The sequence below is a fragment of the Actinomadura luzonensis genome (assembly GCF_022664455.2).
Classification (GTDB): Bacteria; Actinomycetota; Actinomycetes; order Streptosporangiales; family Streptosporangiaceae; genus Nonomuraea; species Nonomuraea luzonensis.
The window spans coordinates 1,652,752-1,671,931 of record NZ_JAKRKC020000002.1; the positions used below are offsets into that span (position 1 = coordinate 1,652,752).

The following is a 19,180-nucleotide window of genomic DNA, read 5'->3' on the forward strand; positions in this document are numbered from 1 at the left end:
CATGCTCGCCGTCGAGGGCGTGTCGGTGGCCTACGGCGGGGTCCTGGCGCTGGACGAGGTGTCGTTCGAGGTGGCCGAGGGCCGGGTGTGCGGGGTGATCGGGCCGAACGGGGCGGGCAAGACCACGCTGTTCGACGTGCTGTCCGGGCTGCGGCGGCCGGCCGCGGGCCGGGTCCGGCTGGGCGGGCGCGACCTGACCGGGACGCCGCCCGCCGGCCGGGCCAGGGCCGGGCTGCGCCGCACGTTCCAGCGGGCCCAGGTCTTCGGCCGGCTCACCGTCGCCGACAACGTGCTGGCCGCGCTCGACCACCATGGAGGCGGCGGCGGCCTCGCCGCCGACCTGGTCGGCTGGCCGGGCCGGCGGCGGCGCGAACAGGAGCGGCGCGAGCGCGTCGCCGAGGTGCTGGAGCTGTGCGGGCTCACGCCGCTGCGCGAGACGTACGCCGCCGCGCTGCCGGCCGGTCAGCGGCGGCTGGTCGAGCTGGCCAGGGCGCTCGCCGACCGGCCCGCGCTGCTGCTGCTCGACGAGCCCACCTCCGGGCTGGACGCCGCCCAGACCGCCCGGCTCGGCGCCGTCGTCCGGTCGCTGGAGACGACCGTGCTGCTGGTCGAGCACGACATGGGCTTCGTCATGGACGTCTGCGACCAGGTCGTGGCGCTCGACCTCGGCCGGCTCATCGCCGCCGGCCCCCCGGAACAGGTGCGGGACGACCCCGTCGTGCGGGCCGCCTATCTGGGCTGAGCCGCCTGCCCGGCGTGGCGCTCGGTGAAGGACAGGATGCGCCGCCAGGCGTCCTGGCAGGCGTCCTCCCACTCCTTGTACGAGCGGTCGAAGAACGAGTGCGGCGCGCCCTCGTACACGTGCTCCTCGTACGGCGTGCCGGCCCGGTCGAGGGCCGCCTCGTACGCCGCGAACTCCTCCTGCGAGGAGGCGGTGTCCGCGCCGCCGCGCAGCAGCAGGACCGGCGCGCCCGGCCCGGTCTCCGGCGCCTGGATGGCGCGCAGCGCGCCGTAGAAGCCGATGCCGCCCGCGATGCCGTTGCCGCCCTCGTGGGCCTGCCGCCACGAGTGCGCCCCGCCCAGGCAGAAGCCGACGGTGAAGACGGGGCCGGGCAGCGCGTCGGTGGCGGCGCGCACGTCGGCGCGGATGCCGTCGGCGCTGAGCTGCCTGACGTGCGTCATGAAGTCGAAGGCGTCGTCCCGGTCGCCGATGCCGGCCGTGCGGCCGAAGTAGTCGATCGCGATCGTGCGGAAGCCCGCCTCGGCGAAGCGCAGCGCGAGGTCCCGGTAGAACGGGTGCAGCCCGCGCACGTCGGGCATGATGACGACGCTGCGGCCGTTCGGCTCGGCCGGCTCGGCGCGGAAGGCCATGAAGCGGTTGCCGTCGGCGGCGGTCAGCTCGACCTGCTCGTGGGAGGCCACCTCGCCCTGGACGGGCGGCGCGGGCGGCCTGCTGTCGGTGGAATGGCACATGACGGTCAGCATGCCCCGGCCGGTCGGGGATATCCAGGTACCGCGAGGGGCGGGCCCGCCGCCGGACGGCGGGCGCGAGGAGGCCGAACGCCGCCGGATGGCGGTTGTGCCGCCCCGGCCCCGGCTCCGACGATCGGAGGGAGTGACCCATCCCGGCCTGTGGAAAGGTGAACCGCATGGCACTACACCCCAACCTCGACCCCGAGCTGCGGGCCGCCGTCGAGGCGGCGCCCCTGCCCGTCACCGACCTGTCGGCGCTCACCCTTGAGGAGCTGCAGGGGCTGCGCGCCCAGACCAAGGCGTTCGTGGCCGCGTTCCCGCCGCCGCCGCAGACGGGCGTGACCGTCGAGGACCGGCTGATCCCCGGCCCGGAGGGCGCGCCCGAGGTGCGGGTGCGGATCTACCGCCCGGCGGGCGGCGAGGAAGGAGGCCGGCCCGGCCTGTACTGGATCCACGGCGGCGGCATGATCATGGGCGTGCCCGAGATGGACGACGCCCTGATCCTCGACTACGTGGAACGGCTCGGCCTGGTCGCGGTCTCCGTGGACTACCGGCTCGCGCCGGAGCACCCGCACCCCGCGCCGGTCGAGGACTGCTACGCCGGGCTGGTGTGGACCGCCAAGTCCGCCGCCGAGCTCGGCATCGACCCGGCCCGGCTGGCCGTGGGCGGCGCCAGCGCGGGCGGCGGGCTCGCGGCGGCGACCGTGCTGCTGGCCCGCGACCGCGGTGGCCCCGACGTGCTCTTCCAGCTCCTGCTCTGCCCCATGCTGGACGACCGCGACGACACCCCGTCCACCGAGCAGCACGCCGACGCCGTGGTGTGGACCAGGCAGGCCAACCGGTACGGGTGGCGGGCGCTGCTCGGCGACCAGGTGGGCGGCCCGGACGTGTCCCCGTACGCGGCCCCGGCCCGGGCCGCGGACCTGTCGGGGCTGCCGCCCGCGTTCGTGGACGTCGGCGAGATGGAGGTGTTCAGGGACGAGGACATGGACTACGCGCTGCGGCTGGCGCGGGCCGGGGTGTCCACCGAGTTCCACCTGTACCCGGGGGCCTTCCACGGGTTCGACATGATGGTGCCGGACGCGGCGCTGAGCCGGCGGGCGAGGGAGGCCCGGGTGGCGGCGCTCAAGCGGGCTTACGGAGTCTGACCCGCTTCCGGGGGCTCAGCGGGGCTGGGTGCGTGGCTCAGCGGGGCTGGGCGCGGGCGTTGTTGGCGTGCAGGCGGGTCAGGGCCAGCGCCAGGTGGGCGCGCAGGCGGCCCGGCGGGTCGGCGAGGGAGTAGCCGAGCGCGGCCTCGGCGCGGGCGACGCGGGCCGCCATCGAGCTGTGGTGCAGGTGCGCGGCGGCCGCCGCGCCGCGTACCGACCCGGCCAGGCACAACGCCCGCACCGCGGCCACGGCCTCCTCGCCGAGCCGCGCCATCGCCCGGACGTCGGCCAGCTCCGCGATCGCCGCCTCCGGCAGCTCGGCGAACAACGCCAGCGGGCCGAGGTCGGCGTGGCGGACCACCAGGTCGTGGGGGCCGGTGAAGCGCAGCGCCGTGCGGGCGCCGGCCCAGGACTCGGCCGCGCGCGCGGCGGGCAGCTCGGGGCCGACCCCGACCCGGGAGCCCGCAGGCAGCGCGGTGGCGGGCGGGATGGTGGCGGGCGGGATGGTGGCGGCCCTGGTACCGGGCAGGGTGGCGGGCAGGGTGGTGGCCACGAGCACGGCGTCGGTGTCGCCGAAGCGCGCCGCCCGCACCCGGTGGCCCATCGTCCGCAACCCCGCCACCAGGCCGGGGCCGGGCTCGCCGCCCGGACCGGCGGGTGCGGGGCCGCCGCCTGGATCGGCGGCGGGCGTGGGGCCGCCGGTCGGCTCGGCGGCGGGTGCGGGGAGGGCGATGGCGAGGGCCTGGAGCGGGGCGGACGGGGTGAAGCCGAGCAGGCGCAGCGCCCGGGCCCGCTCGGCCTCGCCGGTCTCGGCCGACAGGACCAGCTCGACCAGCGCCGGGTCCTGCCCCTCACGGGCGAGGGCGGCGGCGCGTTCGAGGGTGACCTCGGCCGCGGCGGCGTACCGTTCGAGCACGATCTCGTCGAGCCCGTGCGCGGGGCCCTCGCGCTCCATCCACACCGCGCCGAGCCCGGAGCTGAGCTGCCTGGCCGGCGCCGGCGGCCCGGCGGCCTCCGCGAGCGGCTGGACGGACCCGTCGGGCAGGGCGCGCAGGCGGCGGCCGGAGCCCGCGTCGGACAGCCCGGCCGGGCACTGCGCCAGCCGGGCGGTGGCGGCCAGCAGCGTGGGCACGCTCACGTGGTCGCGCAGCAGCGAGTCGAAGTAGGCGATGACCCGCACTGCGCTCTCGGCGTCGGCGTCCAGCGTGGACAGGCGCAGCAGCAGTCCCTGCACGCCGTCCAGCCTAACCTGGCACGGGCACCAAGCGTGCGCTAGGTTGGTAGGCGTGGATCTCGACTTCTCCCCGGCCGAGCGGGAATTCCGCGCCGAGGTTCGCGCGTGGCTGCACGCGAACGTCCCCGATCCGCCGCTGCCGTCCATGGACACCGCCGAGGGCTTCGCCGCGCACCGCGCGTGGGAGGCGCGGCTGGCCGAGGCCCGCCTGTCGGTCGTCTCCTGGCCCGAGGAGTACGGCGGCCGCGGCGCGTCCCTCATCGACTGGCTGATCTTCGAGGAGGAGTACTGGGCCGCCGCCGCCCCCGCCCGCGTCACCCAGAACGGGATCTTCCTGCTCGCCCCCTGCCTCATGCGCTTCGGCACGCCCCAGCAGCGCGCCCGCTGGCTGCCCCGCATGGCCACCGGCGCGGACGTGTGGGCGCAGGCCTGGTCCGAGCCGGAGGCGGGCAGCGACCTCGCCGCCCTCACCTCGCGGGCCGAGCCCGTCCCCGGCGGCTGGCGGCTGCACGGGCACAAGACGTGGAGCTCGCGGGCCGCGTACGCCACTCACGGCTTCGGCCTCTTCCGCACCTCGGGCGCCCGCCACAAGGGCCTGAGCTACTTCATGTTCCCCCTGGACGAGGTCGCGGTCCGGCCGGTCGCCCAGCTCGACGGGCTGCCCGGCTTCGCCGAGCTGCACTTCGACGGCGTCTTCACCGGCGCGTCGATGCTGCTGGGCGAGCCCGGGGACGGCTGGCGCATCGCCATGGCCACCACGTCCTCCGAACGCGGCCTCACCCTGCGCAGCCCGGGACGCTTCCTCGCCACGGCCGACCGGCTCATGGCGCTGGCCGCCGGGTCGGGCGACCCGGCGGCGGCCGACCGGGCGGCGCGGTGCTGGGCCGAGGCGGAGGCGTACCGGCTGCACACGTTCGCGACCGCCCGCCGCGTCATGGCGGGGGAGGAGGCCGGGGCGGCGGCCAGCCTGGGCAAGATCTTCTGGTCGGAGCTGGACCTGCGCATGCACGCCCTCGCCCTGGACCTGCTGGGCGACCGGGCCGGGGACACGCCGTGGCTGGACGGGTTCCTGTTCTCGCTGGCCGGGCCCATCTACGCGGGCACGAACGAGATCCAGCGCGGCATCGTCGCCGAGCGCGTCCTGGGGCTGCCGCGATGAACTTCGCCTTCACCGACGAGCAGCTCGCGCTCGGCGCGACCGTGCGCGACGTGCTGCGCGACGCCTGCCCGCCGTCCGCGCTCCGGGCGCTGAGCCCGCCGGGGGCGAGCGACCTGCCGGGGCCGGCGGGGCCGCCGGGACCGCCGGGGGGCGGGCGGCGGCCCGGCTGGGGGCCGCTCGCCGGGCTCGGGTTCTTCGGGCTGCTGCTGCCGCCCGAGCACGACGGCCTCGGCCTCGGGCTGGCCGACGTGCTGCCCGCCCTGGAGGAGACCGGGCGGGCCTGCCTGCCGGGGCCGGTCGCGGAGACCGCCGTGGCCGCGCCGTTCCTGGTGGCGGGCGCGCCGAAGCTGGCCTCGGGCGAGGTGAGCGTGAGCGTGCTCGCGCCCGGCCAGGCGTACGCGGCCGACGCCGACCTCGCCGACCTCATCGTCGTCGCCGGGCCGGACGGGACCCGGCTGGTCGCCCGCGAGGCGGCGCGGCTCACGCCCCGGCCGGGCGCCGACCCGTGCCGGCCGCTGTTCGCGGTCGCGTACGAGGAGTCGGAGCCGCTGGACGTGCCGCTCGCGCCCGCGCTGGACCGGCTCACGGTCGCGACCGCCGCGCAGCTCGTCGGGGTCGCGAAGGAGCTGCTGGCGGTGTCGGTGGCCTACGCCCGGGTCAGGACGCAGTTCGGCGCGCCGATCGGCTCGTTCCAGGCGGTCAAGCACCGGCTGGCGGACGTGGCGGTGGCCGTCGAGTTCGCCGCGCCGCTGGTGTGGCGGGCCGCCCTCGCCCTGGACGGCGGCGCGCCCACCGCCCGGCGGGACGTGAGCGCGGCCAAGGCAGCGGCGGGGGAGGCCGCCGTGCTCGCCGCCGGCTGCGCGCTGCAGGTGCACGGCGCCATCGGCTACACCGAGGAGCTGGACCTGCGGTTCTGGCTGGCCCGCGCCTGGTCGCTGGCGGTCGCGTACGGGACGAGCGCCGCCCACCGGGCCCGGCTGCGGGCCGCCCTGCTCGGCGGCGACGTGCGGAGGTGGCCGTGAAGTTCGGCGTGCCGCTCGGGCTGCTGCACCCGGACGCGTGGAAGGACGTCGCGGTGGCGGCCGACGAGCTGGGCTTCGAGTCGGTGTGGCTGCCCGAGCACCTGGTCTTCGCCACCGACCTGTCGCTCGCGGTCTATCCCGGGACCTCCGACCCCGGGATCACGCCTGGGACGCCGCTGTTCGACGCGCCCGCGTACCTGTGCTGGCTGGCCGCGTTCACCAGCAGGGTCAAGCTGGGCACGGCGGTGCAGCTGCTCGCGCTGCGGCACCCGTTCGTGTCGGCGCGCGCCTTCGCCACGCTGGACGTGGTGTCCGGCGGGCGGGCGGTGTGCGGGGTCGGGGCCGGGTGGTACCGGGGGGAGTGGGACGCGGCCGGGATCCCGTTCGAGACGCGCGGGGCGCGGCTGGACGAGGCGATCGCGGTCGTGCGGCGGCTGTGGAGCGAGCCGGTGGTCGCGCACGACGGGCGGTTCTACTCCTTCCCCGAGGTCGCCTTCGAGCCGAAGCCGGTGCAGCGGCGGCTGCCGGTGCTCGCGGGCGGGGAGTCGGCGGCGGCGCTGCGGCGCGCGGCCCGGCTCTGCGACGGGTGGATCAGCATGCCGCACACCCTGGAGTCGATCAAGCCGCAGCTCGACCGGCTGGGGGGAGGGGTGCCGGTGACCGCGCACGCGTACGGGCTGGGCCCGCCCGAGGAGGTGGCCGCCTGGGCGGCGCTCGGGGTGGAGCGGCTGATCGTGCGGCCCTGGACGCGCCGCCGCGACGCGGTCGCCGCCCTGACCGCCTTCGCCGGCCGCTACGGAGTCGGCGGCACCTGACCCCGGCCGGGCACCACCTCCGGCCGGTATCGCGCCGTGGGTCAGGCGCGGCGGGTCAGGCGCGGTGGCGGCCGCGGCGGCGGTGGCCGGTCGAGGTGGCGCTGATCGCGCCGACCAGCTCGCGCTCGTCGTGCCGGGCGTCGTGCCGTACGTCGTACCGGGCGTCGTACCGGGCGTCGTACCGGGCGTCGTACCGGGCGTCGTGCCGGCGGTCCTCGTGGCGCGGCGGGCGGGGGCTCGCCGGGTGGGACGGGCTCGGCGCGGTGGGGTTGGCCGGGCGAGGCGTGCCGCGGTGGCGGCGGCCCCGCGGCATCAGGTCCACCAGGTGCTCCTCGGCGGTCTGCTCCTGGCGGCGGCGACGCCCCCGGTAGCCGGCCGGGACCGGGGTGGGCGCGTCGAGGACGTCGCCGGTCCAGGCCGGGGCGAAGGCGTCGAACGTGCTGGTCGCCTCGGGGATGACGATCCGCTGGAACGGGCCCGTCTCGAAGACGAACGCGCCGGTGTCGGCGGGACCGGCCGCCGGCCGGGCCGGGCCGGCGTCGCGGATGCGCTGCATCGGCCCGGTGTCCCAGCACGGCTCGAACGGCCCGACGTCGACCGGCTCGCCGAAGGCGTCGGCCTCGGCGGGCGTGTACCGGCCGGACGGGTACGGGCGCTCGACGGCGATGCCGGTGCGCGGGTCCGGCTGGGCGGCCCGGCGGCCCCGGGAGCGGCGCAGCGGCGCGGCGTCCGCGAACGGGTCGAACGGCCGGGTGTCCAGGATGCGCCGCACCTGCTCGGCGGCCGGGGCGTCGCTGCCCCTGCCGCCCGCCGCGACGAGGTCGGCCTCGGCCTTGGCCACCAGCTCGGCCTCGGCCGCGCTGACGGGGGAGGTGCCGACGGGGGAGGTGCCGGCGGCGACGATGTCGGCGTCGCCCCGGACGAAGGGGGTCTCGGCGGCGATGAGCTCGGCCGCGGCGAGGCTCGCCTCGGCGGCGGCGAACAGGTCGGCCTCGGTGGTGGCGGCGAGGTTGGCCTCGGCGGCCGCCGCGACCAGCTCGGTGACGGGTTCGAGCACGGGCTCGGCGGTCGGGTCGAGCGTGGGACGGCGGGTCCACAGGGGCGTGACGGCGGGCTTGGCGGCGCCGCGGCGCTTGCGGCGGCGTCCCCGCTGGGCCGGCGCCGGCCGGGGCGCGGGCGTGGCGGCGGCCACCGCGGCGCGGACCCGGTTCTGCCGGGTCTTGGCGACGGCGAGCAGCGCCAGCGCGGCCACGAGGGTGGAGCCGACCAGCGTCGGCGTGGCGATGACCGGGATCGGTCCAGTGGTGGCGGCGTCGGCGTGGGTGGGCAGGGGCTCGGCGGTGGCCGCGGTGGTGTCGGCGGTCGTCGGCTTGGCGTGCTTGCCCAGCTTGGCGGCCTGCCCGGTGGGGGCGGCGGAGGGAGCGGCCGCCGCGCCGATCTTGGTGCCGGTGGTCTGCCCAGCGGTCTGCCCGGTGGTCTGCTCGGCCCTCTTCTTGGGCGACGAGGTGACCTGGTCGGTCTTCCTCGGCGAGGTGCTGCCCTGCGTCTGCTTCTTGGCGGGGGCGGTGGGCCGGGTGGCGAGCGGGGGCCGCTGGCCGGACTGCTGCTCGGGCGTCTGCGGGATCATCGCGCTGAGCGAGCCGTCGGGCAGGTGCAGCACGCCGGTGGGCGGGCCGGCGTCGGGCGGCAGGGAGCCCTCGACCTCGGACTTCTTCTTGGCGGCTTTGGCGTCCAGGCGGGCCTTGAGCACGTCGGGGTAGCCGTAGCCGACGACCTTGCTGGTGTCACGTTCCTTGCGCTTGGCGACGCCGCCGTCGATGTTGCCCTCGATGGTGATGATCCGGTCGCCCTCGACGCGCAGCACCACTCCGACGTGGTCGATGCGGTCGATGCTGTCGGAGCCGCTCCAGTCGTAGAAGACGAACGCTCCCGGCTTGGGCTTCTTGCCCCAGGCGCCCTGCTCCTTGAACCACTTCGCGTGCTCGACGGTCCAGGCGAACTGTCCCATCCACTCCTCGTAGCCGAGCTTGTGCGCGGCCCAGGAGAGGAACATGTCGCACCAGGGGGCGGAGGTGTAGTCGGCGTCGAACTCGACGTTCTTGCCGTACCAGTCGCCGAACTTGGTGTACGCGCCGGCCTTCTCGGCATAGCCGATCTGGCTCTGGAGCAGCTCGAGGAACTTGTGCGTCTCTGGCGTCATGGAAGTATGCGGGCACCTTCCGGGCAAGACCGGTTTCGTCTCACGCAGCACTGGGTAAAGGAGCCACCTGTGACTGGTGTGACAAAACCGGAGGCTTGTCGTCTACCGTGATGAAGCGAGGTTATCGCGTCGTAACCGCAGGGAAAGCACGCTCCAAGGGACGATCAAGCCTGTCTGGCAACGTAATCGCAGGTCAGGATGCTGCCAGAAATGTCCGTACGAGCGCGGTTTAATCCAAAAAGATCTACCTGTCGCAAAGGTTAGGTCTCAGTACCCCGCGCCCGTGAGCAGCCCGCCGTCCACGGTGAACTCGCTGCCCGTGCAGTAGCTGGACCGGTCCGAGGCCAGGAACGCCACCACGTGCGACACCTCCACCGGCTCCGCGAAGCGCTTGATCACCATCGCCTTCACGAACGCCGCCGCGTCCACCTCCCGCGCCAGATCCGGGTCCTGCACCATGGGCGTGTTGATCGCCCCGGGATGCACGGAGTTGACCCGGATGCCGAGCCGGGCCAGCTCCCGCGCCGCCGACTTCGTGACCCCGCGCAGCCCGAACTTCGAGGCCGCGTACGCCGACAGCCCCTCCGCGCCGATGAGGCCCTCGATGGAGGAGATGTTGACGATCGAGCCCCCGCCGGCCGCGCGCATGGGCTCGATCACGGACCTGATCCCCAGCCAGGCGCCCTTGAGGTTGACGCCGAGGATCAGGTCGAAGTCCTCGGGCGGCATGTCGGCGATGCGGCCGTAACGCAGGATGCCGGCGTTGTTGACCAGCACGTCCAGCTGGCCGTGCAGCGCCGTCGCGGTGCCCACGGCCTGCTCCCACGCGGCCGGGTCGCGCACGTCGTGCCGCACGTAGGCGGCCCCGGTCTCCTCGGCCAGCGCCTTGCCCTCCTCGTCCCGCACGTCACCGAAGACCACCCGGGCGCCCTCGGCCAGGAACAGCCGCACGTGCGCCGCCCCCATGCCCCGCGCCCCGCCGGTGATCAGCGCGACCTTGCCGTCAAGCAGCCCCATGACGTCCTCCTGCCGCGACGGCCGCCGCGGCCGCCTCCATCGATCGGTAGAGCGGGATGCCCGCCGCCGTGGCGATCCGGCGGACCTCGTCCTCGACGCCCGGGGGCGCGCACTCGCCGTTCCTGGTGACCAGCGTGAACCTGGTCCGCGGCAGCCCCTCCTGGGCGGCGGCCAGCGCCCGCGCGTAGCCGCGCAGGGCCTCGGGCGCGTCGCCGTAGGTGAAGAACGCCTGCACATTGACGTGCGCCACCACGTCCCGGTACGCCCGGCGCCGCAGGATCGCCGCCACCACGTCCGGCACCAGCCCCGGCCGCCCGCGCGGGCCCACCGGCACCTCCAGCGGGTTGCCGGAGGCCGGCACGCCGAGCTCGCGCAGCTCGCCCGCGACCTCGCCGGGCAGCGGGTCCAGGCGCACCCCGGCGGCGTCGAACGCGTCGGCCGCCAGCACGCTCGCGCCGCCGCTCGGCCCCACCACGAGCACCCCGTCCCCGCCGGGCGCGCGGCCCCCGTGCGCCTGGAGGTAGGCGAGCGCGCCGATGAGGTCGTCCTGGCTGGACACCAGGGCCGCGCCGGCCTGCTCGGCGACCGCCTCCCACACCCGCCGGTCGCTGACCAGGCCGCCCGTGTGCGAGGCGGCGGCGGCCCGGCCCTGCCCGGTGCGCCCGCCGACCAGCAGCACGACCGGCCGGTCCAGCGCGCGCAGCGCCTCGAAGAGCCGCCGCCCGTCGCGCGGGTCCTCCAGGTACAGGCCCACGGCCCGCGTCTCGGGGTCGCCGACCAGCCAGCGCAGCAGCTCGGCGGGGGTGACGTCGGCGGCGTTCCCGACCGTGACGACCCGGCTGAACGCCAGGCCGCGCCGCTCCCCGACCTTGATCACCTCGCCGGCGAGCCCGCCGCTCTGCGAGATCAGCGCCACCGAGCCCGGGGGTCCCATCCCGCCGCCCACGAACGTCTGCCGGCCGCGCGGGCAGTAGACGCCCATGCAGTTCGGCCCGAGCAGGCGCGTCCCGGCCGCGCGGGCGGCGGCGGCCAGCTCCTCCTCCAGCCCGGCGCGGCCCGCCTCGCCGAACCCGCCGCTCATCACCTGGACGAACGGCACGCCCGCCGCCTGCCCGACTACCTCGGCGCAGCGCTCGGCGGGCACCGCGACCAGCGCGTAGTCCACGTCCGCCGCCGCGAGCGAGGGCACGGCCGGGACACCCGCCACCTCCGCCGCCCGCGGGTGCACCGCGACCAGCGGCACCCCGGCGGCCCGGTAGAAGTCGAGGAACATGTTCCCGAAGTTCGGCCGCGTGGCGGAGGCTCCGACGACGGCCACCGCCCGCGGCTCGAACAGCGGCAGGAAATCGGCCGTGACCAGGTCGTGAGAGGGGGGCGGCGCGGCCGTGGGGAGGTACCGGGCGTCGACCGCCGTCACCCCGTCCCCCGTCGCGATCACCGGGTTCAGCTCGAACTCGCCCAGCTCCAGCCGCTCCCAGAGCCCGCCGGCGCCGCCGACCGTCAGCAGCAGCTCGACCAGCGCCGCCACGTCGACCGGCGGCCGGCCCCGGCCCCCGCCGAGCAGCGGTGCCGCGCGCAGCGAGCCCAGCATGGCCCGGGCGTCGCGCTCCGACACCGGGCACAGCCGCAGCGCCGTGTCGCGCAGCGTCTCCGTCCACACCCCGCCCAGCCCGGCGAGCAGCACCGGCCCGAACGCCGGGTCCCGCACCAGGCCCACGATCAGCTCGACCCCGGCCGCCGCCTGCTCCTCCACCAGGAACCCGGCGAGCCCCGGCACCCGCGCCCGCATCCGGGCCGCCGCCGCCGGCAGGTCCGCCGCGCGCAGCCCGAGCTCCACCGCCCCGGCCTCCGACTTGTGCACCAGCCCCGGCCCGAACGCCTTCAGCACCAGCGGCTCGGCCAGCTCCCTCGCGGCCCGGAAGTCCGGCAGGTCGCGCGCGACCACCACGCCGCGCGGCACCGGCACCCCGGCCTCACGCAGCAGCGCCTTCACTTCGTGCTCGTGAACGTGGACCGCGCGGGCCTCGTGGACGCCGGCCCCGTGGACCTCGGCCCCGTGGGCATCGGTCTCGTGGACCTCGGCCCCGTGGGCATCGGTCTCGTGGACGTGCTCGGGCGCGCTCACCCGAGCAGGTGCCCGTACTGGTCGCGGATGGCCTTGCGCAGCAGCTTGCCCGGCCCGCCGCCGGCGTCCTGCGCGTGCGGCAGCTCGTCGGCGACCACGATGCGGTCGGGACGCTGGTGCGCCGGCAGGGTGTCGGCCAGCGCCAGGGCGATCTTCGAGGCGTCCAGCGAGTGCCCGGCGCGCGGCACGACGGCCAGCAGGACGCGCTGCTCGGCGGCCCCCTCCGGCACCCCGACGGCGCCGGCCTCGGCCACGCCGTCCAGCGCGGAGGCGGCCTCCTCGACCGCGACCGGCTGCGTCCACACGCCGCCCTTGAGTATGGCGTCCTCGCGGCGGCCCAGCACCCGCAGCACGCCGTCGGCGGAGACCGTGCCGAGGTCGCCGCCGACGTACCACTCGCCGCGCAGCACCTCCGCCGTCCGCTCCGGCAGGCCGTCGTAGCCCGCCATGCGGTGCGGCCCGGCCAGGTTGATCTCGCCGACCTCGTCGATCACCCGGCGGCCCTGCGGGTCGGTGACACGGACGGCGTTGCCGGTGCGGGCGCGGCCGGAGGAGCCGAGCGGCGTCGAGCCGTCGTCCACCCGGCCCATGCACGTGTAGGGCGCCTCGGTCTGCCCGTAGTAGGCGTACACGCCCGCCTGCGGCAGCCTGGCCTTGATCCGGTCCAGCATGGCGGCGGTCAGCGGCTCGCCGCCCAGCATGATCACCTGGATGGACGACAGGTCCACGTCCTCGTGCTCCGGCGAGCCGAGCAGCGCCGCGTAGAACGACGGGATCTGCGACACGTGCGTGACCCGCTCGCGCGGCACGACGCGCAGGAAGTTCGCCGGCCCCCAGTCCTGCTCCAGCACCAGGCGCATGCCGGCGTACAGGGCGGGGCCGACGATGGCGGGGAAGCCGATGCCCCAGATGATCGCGCCGGTGCCGAACACCGAGTCGGGGCCGCGCGGCACGTCCAGCCAGATCTGCGCGGTGGCCAGCGAGGAGGCGTGCGTGTGCGTCACGGCCTTCGGCAGGCCGGTGGTGCCGGAGGTGTAGTAGAGGGCGAGCGGGTCGTCGTGGAACCCGGCGAGCGGCGGCTCCTCGTCGGAGCCGTGGACCAGCTCGCGGGCGTCGATCCACCGGGTGACGTGCGGCAGCGACCCCTTGATCCGCTCGACCGTCGCGGCCACGGTCGCGTCGTACACGAAGGCCGTGCAGCCGGAGGCGGCGACCACGTCGCGCAGCGTCTCCGCCGTCCAGTACGGGTTCAGCGCCGCCGTCACCGCCCCGATCTTGGCCTGCGCCAGGTAGACCTCGGCCACCAGCAGCGTCTCGTTGAGCAGCGCCGCCACCCGCCGGCCGGGGCCGAGACCGGCCGCGAGCAGGGCGTTGGCGCGGCGGTTGACGTTGCGGTTCAGCTCGTCGTAGGTGAAGCTGCGCTCGCCGCAGTACGTCAGCGCCACCCGGTCGGGGGTGCGCATCGCGGCGGCGGTCAGGATCGCGTGGCCGTAGTTGCCGTACGGTGCTCGTGCCATGGGGGGTGCCTCCACATCAGTAGCGGCTCGGTGCGGCTCAGAGGGGCGAATAGAGCACGAAGACGTTCCCTGAGGGGTCGCGCAGCACGGCCCGCCGCTCGTGCGGCCCGTCCTCGGGCGCCCGCACGACCTCGGCCCCGCGCGCCGCCAGCTCCCGCACGCTCTCCCGCACGTCGGCCACCTTGTACGACGGCGCCGCCCCGGCCGTGACGTGCTCGGCGGGCCCGGCCAGCGCCACCGTGACCCCGCCCCCGTCCAGCGCGGCGAACCGGTCGCCGTCGCGGAACTTGACCGGCAGCCCGTAGAAGGCGATCGCCTCGTCCAGGTCGGCGACCGGGATCAGCACGTTCCCCAGCTTCACGCGGGCCTCCAATGCGGTAACTCGTCCACGAACGTCACCCGTACCGGCATCCCGACGCGGACCTCCTCGGGGGCGCACCCCACGATGTGCCCGAACGCCCGCACGCCCGCCGCCAGGTCCACCCACGCCATCACGTACGGCTCCCGTCCCTGGTAGCCGGGCGCGAACGACCGGTGCACGACGGTGAAGGTGTGCACCTCACCCGTGCCGGCCACCGGCTCGAACGCCAGCTCGCCGCTCCCGCACCACGGGCACGCCGCCTCGGGGAGCTGCACCCACCGGCCGCAGCCCGCGCAGCGCTGCACGACCAGCTCGCCCCGCCGGCAGGCGTCCTGGTACGCGGCCCAGGCGGCGGGCTGGTCGGTGGAGGTGTCGGCGCTCATCGCTTGCCAAGCTAGCGCACGCTTGGTTGCCCGGCAAGGCCGGTCCCGGTCACTCCGCCGGGACCGGCGTCGCGGCGGATCCGGTGCTCGCCGCCTCGACCGGCGGCGCCTCCGTGAGGTCGACGCTGACGTCGGACGGCCCGTCGTCCGGGGGCGGCTCGCTGAGCGCGTGCGAGCTGCCCGGACCCGCCGGGCCCGTCGGCGCCCGGCCGTCGAGGGCCGAGGTCTCGCGGGCCGAGGTCTCCCCGGCCGAGGTCTGCCCGGCCGAGGTCTCCCCGGCCGAGGTCTCGCGGCCGGCGGTCTCGCGGGCGGCCGTCGGGGCGGCGGGGGCCGGGGTCGGCGGGGGCGGTGCGGGGGAGGACGGGGCCGGTTGGGTGGCGGCCGGGGTGGGGCAGGCGGGGCCGTCCACGGCGGCCTCGCTGACCTGCGGCCCGTTGCCCGAGGCGGGCTCGGTCATCACCAGGACGCCGAAGTAGGCGCGCCGGCCGCACGCCACCTCGCCCGGGTCGTGCCCGACCTCGCTGGTGTACCGCGTGCGGCCGCTCAGCACCCGGGCCTCCCGGCGCAGCGTCGTCGCGGCGGCGCTGTCGCCGTCGCGCCGCGTGTACGTCACCAGCAGCCGCACCTGCCCGGGACCGGTCGCCGTGACCTGGACCGCGCCGGCCCGCCCGCTCCACCGCAGGATGGTGGCCGCCTGCACGGCGGCCCGCGGGACGGCGCTGCCGCCCTGCCCCGAGGTGGGCTGGGGCGGCGGGGGCGGCGGCACGGTGGCGGGGGCGGTGGCGGTGGGCGTGCGTCCCGGGGCGGGCGCGCCAGACGTCCTGGCGGGGGTGGCGGCGGCCGTGCGGGACGGGACCGCCCTCGTCATGGCGTCGGCGGGGGAGGGCGCGGGCTCCGACTTCTCCTCGGGCGGCGGCATGAGGATCGCCCCGGGACCGGACGGCAGCCGCCCGCCCGACAGCACGATCCCGATCGCCACCGCCGCGACCAGCGCACCCGTCACCCACAGGTGCGGAGGCAGGCGCGGCATGCGCGCCATCCGGTCGCGGAGGGCGAGCGCGGCCCCGGCGCCCGTGGCGCGCTCCGTCCTGGCGAGGGGGAAGCGGAGGGCGAGCAGGGTGGCCAGCTCGGCCAGGTGGCGCCGGCCGCGCTTCTCCCAGTCGGCGCCGTAGCCGGCGACCGCGTCCTCCTCCAGCTCGGCGGCGAACCGCCGGGCGGAGGCGTACCGTTCGGCCGGGTCCTTGGCGAGGCCGCGCCGCAGCAGGTCGCGCAGCGTGTCGGGGACGACCTCCAGCGGGATGGGCTCCACGAGGTGCCGGTCGCGGGTCGCCGGGACGTCCAGCTCGTCCGTCCCCTCCTTGACGGCGCGAAACGGCGGCCGGCCGCGTACCGCCTCGAACAGGGTGCAGGCGGCGGCGTACAGGTCGGCGGGCGGCCCGGCCTGGTGCCGGGTCCACAGCTCCGGCGCCATGTACGCGGGGCTGCCGGCCGGCACCCCCGGCTCCTCGGCGTGCACCACGACGCCGAAGTCGGCGAGCTTGCTGGTGCCGTCGGCCTGCACCAGGACGTTGTCCGGCTTGACGTCGCGGTGCGCCACGCCCCGCTCGTGCGCGGCGGCCAGGGCGGCGAGCACGCCCTTGAGCACGGTGAGCGCGGCCTCGGGCGTGACGTGGCCGTGCTCGGCCAGCAGGGTCCGCAGGGACACGCCGTCCACCAGCTCCATGACGACGGCCGCGCGGGCCGGGGTCTCGACGTACTCGTAGAGCCGGACGACGTTCGGGTCGTCCAGCTCGACCAGGTGGTGGGTGTCCGACCGGAAGCGCTCCATGAACTCGGCGTCCCTGCGCAGGGTGGCGTTGAGGTACTTGATCGCCACGTACGCGCCGGTCGATTGGTAGGTGGCGAGGAACACGCGGCCGGTGCGGCCGGCGCCGAGCTGGCGCACTTCACGGTAACCAGGGACCAAGTCCTACCCCCATAAGGCAGCCGTCTTCGATTCGACGGTCTCACCCGGGGTTCGGGTTGTCACGAGTGAGGATATTTCGCCCTGCGTTAACCCGGGATGACGGCTGGTGGCGGTGATACCCTCTTTGTGCCAAGCAAGCGCTCGGGTAAGAAGGTGGAAGGGGTGGCCGGGTGGAGGGCGTGGCGGTGCTCGTCATGGAGATGCAGCGGGGCGTCGTCGGTGATCTCACGAAATTTCCCGACCTGGTGGCGGCGTGCGCGCGGCACGACGTCGTCCCCAACACCGCCCGGCTCCTCCGGGCCGCCCGCGCCGCCGCCGTCCCGGTCGTCCACTGCACGGCCGCCTTCCGCGCCGACCGGGCCGGCTCCCACACCGCGAACTGCCCGTTCATCGTCTCCCTCCTCAAGGACCCCGCCCACATGCTGGAGGGCACCCCGGCGGTCGAGGTGCTGCCCGAGCTGCGCGACCCCGGCGACCTGGAGAGCCGCCGCCACCACGGCTTCTCGCCGTTCACCGGCACCTCGCTCGACATGACGCTGCGCTCGCTCGGCGTCTCCACCGTGGTCGCCGCCGGCGTCTCGCTCAACCTCGGCATCCCCGGGCTGGCGCTGGAGGCGGTCAACCTCGGCTACCGGGTCACCGTCGTCACGGACGCGGTGGCCGGCGTCCCCGAGGACTACGCGCGCGCGGTGCTGCGCAACACCCTCGGCCTGCTCGCCACCCGCGTCACCGCCGCCGGCCTGGTGGAGGCGTGGTCGTGAGCCGCGCCATGGACGGCATGGAGCTGGACGGCCGGGTGGCCGTCGTCACCGGGGGAGCGGGCGCGATCGGCGCGGCCATCGCCGCCGACCTGGTCGCGCTCGGCGCCCGGGTGGTGCTCGCCGACGTGGACCGGCCCGGCGCGGAGCGCGTCGCCGCGCGCCTGCCCGGCGCGCGGGCCGCCGCCCTGGACCTGACCGCCCCGCCGTCGGTCGAGGCGTTCGCGGCCGCCGCCGGGGACGTGGACGTGCTCGTCCACAACGCCGGCGTCGCCGTCATCGGCCCGTTCACCGACAGCGACCCCGCCTCCTGGGACCTCATGTGGCAGGTCAACCTGCGCGGCCCCATGCTGCTGACCAAGCTCCTCCTGCCCGGCATGCTGGCCAGGGGCTGGGGGCGGCTGGTCTTCGTCTCCAGCGACGGGGCGCGCGCCGGCTCGGGCGGCGAGGGCGCGTACGCGGCCACCAAGGCGGGCCTGTTCGGGCTGGCCAAGACCCTCGCCAGGGAGGCCGCGCGAGGCCAGGTCACCGCGAACGTGGTCTGCCCCGGCCCGACGGACACGCCGATGCTGCGCCGGGTGTCGGCGGCGGAGCCGGGCCTCGTGGACAGGATCGCGCGCGGCATCCCGCTGCGCCGCCTCGGCGTCCCGTCCGACGTTTCCGGCCTGGTCGCCTTCCTCTGTACGGACCGCGCGGCGTACATCACCGGCCAGACCCTCTCGGTCAGCGGCGGCGTGACGATGCAATGACCCGTTCAGAGCGACTGGTAGACCGCCTCCATCAGCCGGATGCCGCGCAGGTTGCCGGAGACCGCGTTCGCCATCCGGTTCATGACGTAGGCGACGCCGAGCCCGTGCTCCGGGTCGCCGAGCCCGATCGAGCCGCCCGCGCCGCTGTGCCCGAACGCGCTCCTGGACGGCATGAGGAACGTCAGCGACGGCCGCATGTAGCCCAGCCCGAACGCGGTGTCCAGGAGCAGGACGCGGTCGGGGCCGTCGACGCGGGGGCGCACGGCGTCCTGGAGGGTGTCGGGGCGGAGCACGTCCCCGGCGACGAGGGAGCGGTAGAAGCCCGCGAGGCCCCGGGCCGTCGTCACCAGGCCGGCGGCGGGCCAGCCGGCGCGCAGGACGACCGGGTTGTTCGCGCCGCCCTTGAGCAGGTGGATGCCGGGGTTGCCGAGGGCGCGGTTCATCAGGCTCTGCGGGTCGAGCGAGGCCCTCGCCATCTCGGCCAGCACGTCCCGTGGCCGCCCCCCGGCCGTGGCCGCTTCGGCGGGGGCCGACTCCGCCGGAGCGTCGTCGGCGGGGGCCGGGCCGGCGGGGGCGCCGCCGTCCGCGTCGGCCTCGGTGACCTTCATGGGCCGCGCGCGCTCGCCCGCCGTCAGCCGCGCCGCCCGGTCGATGACGTCGTCCGGCGCGCCCACCCACATCTCCAGGCCGAGCGGCCCCGCGATCTCCGCCGCGACCAGCTCGCCCACCGACTTGCCGGTCACCCGCCGGACCACCTCGCCCACCAGGAACCCGTACGTCAGCGCGTGGTAGCCGTGCGCCGACCCCGGCTCCCACAGCGGCTCCTGCGCGGCGAGCCGGGCCGCGATGGCGGGCTGGTCCTCGAACTCCTCCACCGGCACCGGCTCCTCCAGCGCGGGCAGCCCCGCCTGGTGGGTGAGCAGGTGCTCGACGGTGACCGCCGCCTTGCCGCGCGCCGCGAACTCCGGCCACACCTCGGCGACCGGCGCCTGCACGTCCACCAGCCCGCGCTCGGCGAGAAGGTGCAGCACGGTGGCGGTGACCGCCTTGGTGCAGGAGTAGGCGAAGACCGGGGTGTCGCGCTCCCAGCGCCGCCCGGTGTGCCGGTCGGCGACGCCGTCCCACAGGTCCACCACCAGCTCGCCGTGCTGGTAGACGGCGAAGGCCGCGCCCAGCTCCTCGCCGTCGGCGAAGTTGCGTTCGAAGACCTCGCGGACGCGGGAGAAACGCGGATCGCAGTACATCGGACCTCC

The 19,180-nt window shown here is 76.2% G+C and carries 17 protein-coding genes; 7 read left to right on the top strand and 10 right to left on the bottom strand.

Annotated features, from left to right (window positions below):
* The first annotated feature begins 1 nt into the window (after position 1).
* On the top strand, positions 2-742 hold the full coding sequence (locus tag MF672_RS37925; protein ID WP_242375404.1) for an ABC transporter ATP-binding protein: 741 nt from the start codon (positions 2-4) through the stop codon (positions 740-742).
* Here MF672_RS37925 and MF672_RS37930 read toward each other — a convergent pair.
* Positions 730-1,473: a dienelactone hydrolase family protein gene (locus MF672_RS37930; RefSeq protein WP_242375405.1), complete on the bottom strand. Its 744-nt coding sequence runs from the start codon at positions 1,471-1,473 to the stop codon at positions 730-732. The genes MF672_RS37925 and MF672_RS37930 overlap by 13 nt on opposite strands.
* Before the next feature lie 176 nt (positions 1,474-1,649).
* On the opposite strand from MF672_RS37930, the gene MF672_RS37935 reads away from it, so the two are divergent.
* Positions 1,650-2,621 (top strand): alpha/beta hydrolase, encoded by a 972-nt coding sequence (locus MF672_RS37935; RefSeq protein ID WP_242375406.1) that lies wholly within the window; start codon positions 1,650-1,652, stop codon positions 2,619-2,621.
* Positions 2,622-2,658: 37 nt separating this feature from the next.
* Here MF672_RS37935 and MF672_RS51600 read toward each other — a convergent pair whose 3' ends face one another.
* Entirely contained in the window at positions 2,659-3,855 is a 1,197-nt protein-coding gene (locus tag MF672_RS51600; RefSeq protein ID WP_302893349.1) for a helix-turn-helix domain-containing protein, read from the bottom strand.
* A gap of 52 nt (positions 3,856-3,907) precedes the next feature.
* On the opposite strand from MF672_RS51600, the gene MF672_RS37945 reads away from it, so the two are divergent.
* The 3 genes from MF672_RS37945 to MF672_RS37955 are packed head-to-tail and all read left to right on the top strand — an operon-like array spanning position 3,908 to position 6,851.
* Positions 3,908-5,014 carry an acyl-CoA dehydrogenase family protein gene (locus MF672_RS37945; protein ID WP_242375408.1) on the top strand — a complete coding sequence of 369 codons (1,107 nt, stop codon included), beginning with the start codon at positions 3,908-3,910 and terminating at the stop codon, positions 5,012-5,014.
* Positions 5,011-6,036 (top strand): acyl-CoA dehydrogenase family protein, encoded by a 1,026-nt coding sequence (locus MF672_RS37950; RefSeq protein WP_242375409.1) that lies wholly within the window; start codon positions 5,011-5,013, stop codon positions 6,034-6,036. Before MF672_RS37945 ends, MF672_RS37950 begins: the two co-directional genes overlap by 4 nt.
* Positions 6,033-6,851, top strand: coding sequence for a TIGR03619 family F420-dependent LLM class oxidoreductase (locus MF672_RS37955; protein ID WP_242375410.1), 819 nt, complete (start codon positions 6,033-6,035; stop codon positions 6,849-6,851). Before MF672_RS37950 ends, MF672_RS37955 begins: the two co-directional genes overlap by 4 nt.
* 55 nt (positions 6,852-6,906) lie before the next feature.
* On the opposite strand, the gene MF672_RS37960 is transcribed toward MF672_RS37955, so the two are convergent.
* The 7 genes from MF672_RS37960 to MF672_RS37990 all read right to left on the bottom strand — a co-directional run bounded on the left by MF672_RS37960 (position 6,907) and on the right by MF672_RS37990 (position 16,399).
* Positions 6,907-9,051: a CHAP domain-containing protein gene (locus MF672_RS37960; protein ID WP_242375411.1), complete on the bottom strand. Its 2,145-nt coding sequence runs from the start codon at positions 9,049-9,051 to the stop codon at positions 6,907-6,909.
* 267 nt (positions 9,052-9,318) lie between these two features.
* On the bottom strand, positions 9,319-10,068 hold the full coding sequence (locus MF672_RS37965) for a glucose 1-dehydrogenase (protein WP_242375412.1): 750 nt from the start codon (positions 10,066-10,068) through the stop codon (positions 9,319-9,321).
* A complete protein-coding gene (locus MF672_RS37970; protein ID WP_302893350.1) occupies positions 10,055-12,193 on the bottom strand; it encodes an acetate--CoA ligase family protein in 2,139 nt (712 codons plus the stop codon). Before MF672_RS37970 ends, MF672_RS37965 begins: the two co-directional genes overlap by 14 nt.
* Entirely contained in the window at positions 12,190-13,710 is a 1,521-nt protein-coding gene (locus MF672_RS37975) for a class I adenylate-forming enzyme family protein (RefSeq protein WP_242375413.1), read from the bottom strand. Before MF672_RS37975 ends, MF672_RS37970 begins: the two co-directional genes overlap by 4 nt.
* Positions 13,711-13,747: 37 nt before the next feature.
* On the bottom strand, positions 13,748-14,071 hold the full coding sequence (locus MF672_RS37980; RefSeq protein WP_308210610.1) for a VOC family protein: 324 nt from the start codon (positions 14,069-14,071) through the stop codon (positions 13,748-13,750).
* The gene (locus MF672_RS37985; protein WP_242375414.1) at positions 14,068-14,454 is read right to left on the bottom strand and encodes a Zn-ribbon domain-containing OB-fold protein; all 387 of its coding nucleotides are present in this window, start codon (positions 14,452-14,454) and stop codon (positions 14,068-14,070) included. The genes MF672_RS37980 and MF672_RS37985 overlap by 4 nt, the downstream gene beginning before the upstream one ends.
* A gap of 49 nt (positions 14,455-14,503) precedes the next feature.
* Positions 14,504-16,399: a serine/threonine-protein kinase gene (locus tag MF672_RS37990; RefSeq protein WP_242375415.1), complete on the bottom strand. Its 1,896-nt coding sequence runs from the start codon at positions 16,397-16,399 to the stop codon at positions 14,504-14,506.
* 191 nt (positions 16,400-16,590) lie between these two features.
* Between MF672_RS37990 and MF672_RS37995 the strand changes: the two genes are divergently transcribed.
* Positions 16,591-17,181 (top strand): cysteine hydrolase family protein, encoded by a 591-nt coding sequence (locus MF672_RS37995; protein WP_242375416.1) that lies wholly within the window; start codon positions 16,591-16,593, stop codon positions 17,179-17,181.
* Positions 17,182-17,189: 8 nt separating this feature from the next.
* Positions 17,190-17,927, top strand: coding sequence for an SDR family NAD(P)-dependent oxidoreductase (locus MF672_RS38000; protein ID WP_242375442.1), 738 nt, complete (start codon positions 17,190-17,192; stop codon positions 17,925-17,927).
* Between the two features lie 5 nt (positions 17,928-17,932).
* Here the strand turns inward: MF672_RS38000 and MF672_RS38005 are convergent, their stop codons facing one another.
* Positions 17,933-19,171 carry a serine hydrolase domain-containing protein gene (locus tag MF672_RS38005; RefSeq protein WP_242375417.1) on the bottom strand — a complete coding sequence of 413 codons (1,239 nt, stop codon included), beginning with the start codon at positions 19,169-19,171 and terminating at the stop codon, positions 17,933-17,935.
* Positions 19,172-19,180 lie beyond the last annotated feature (9 nt).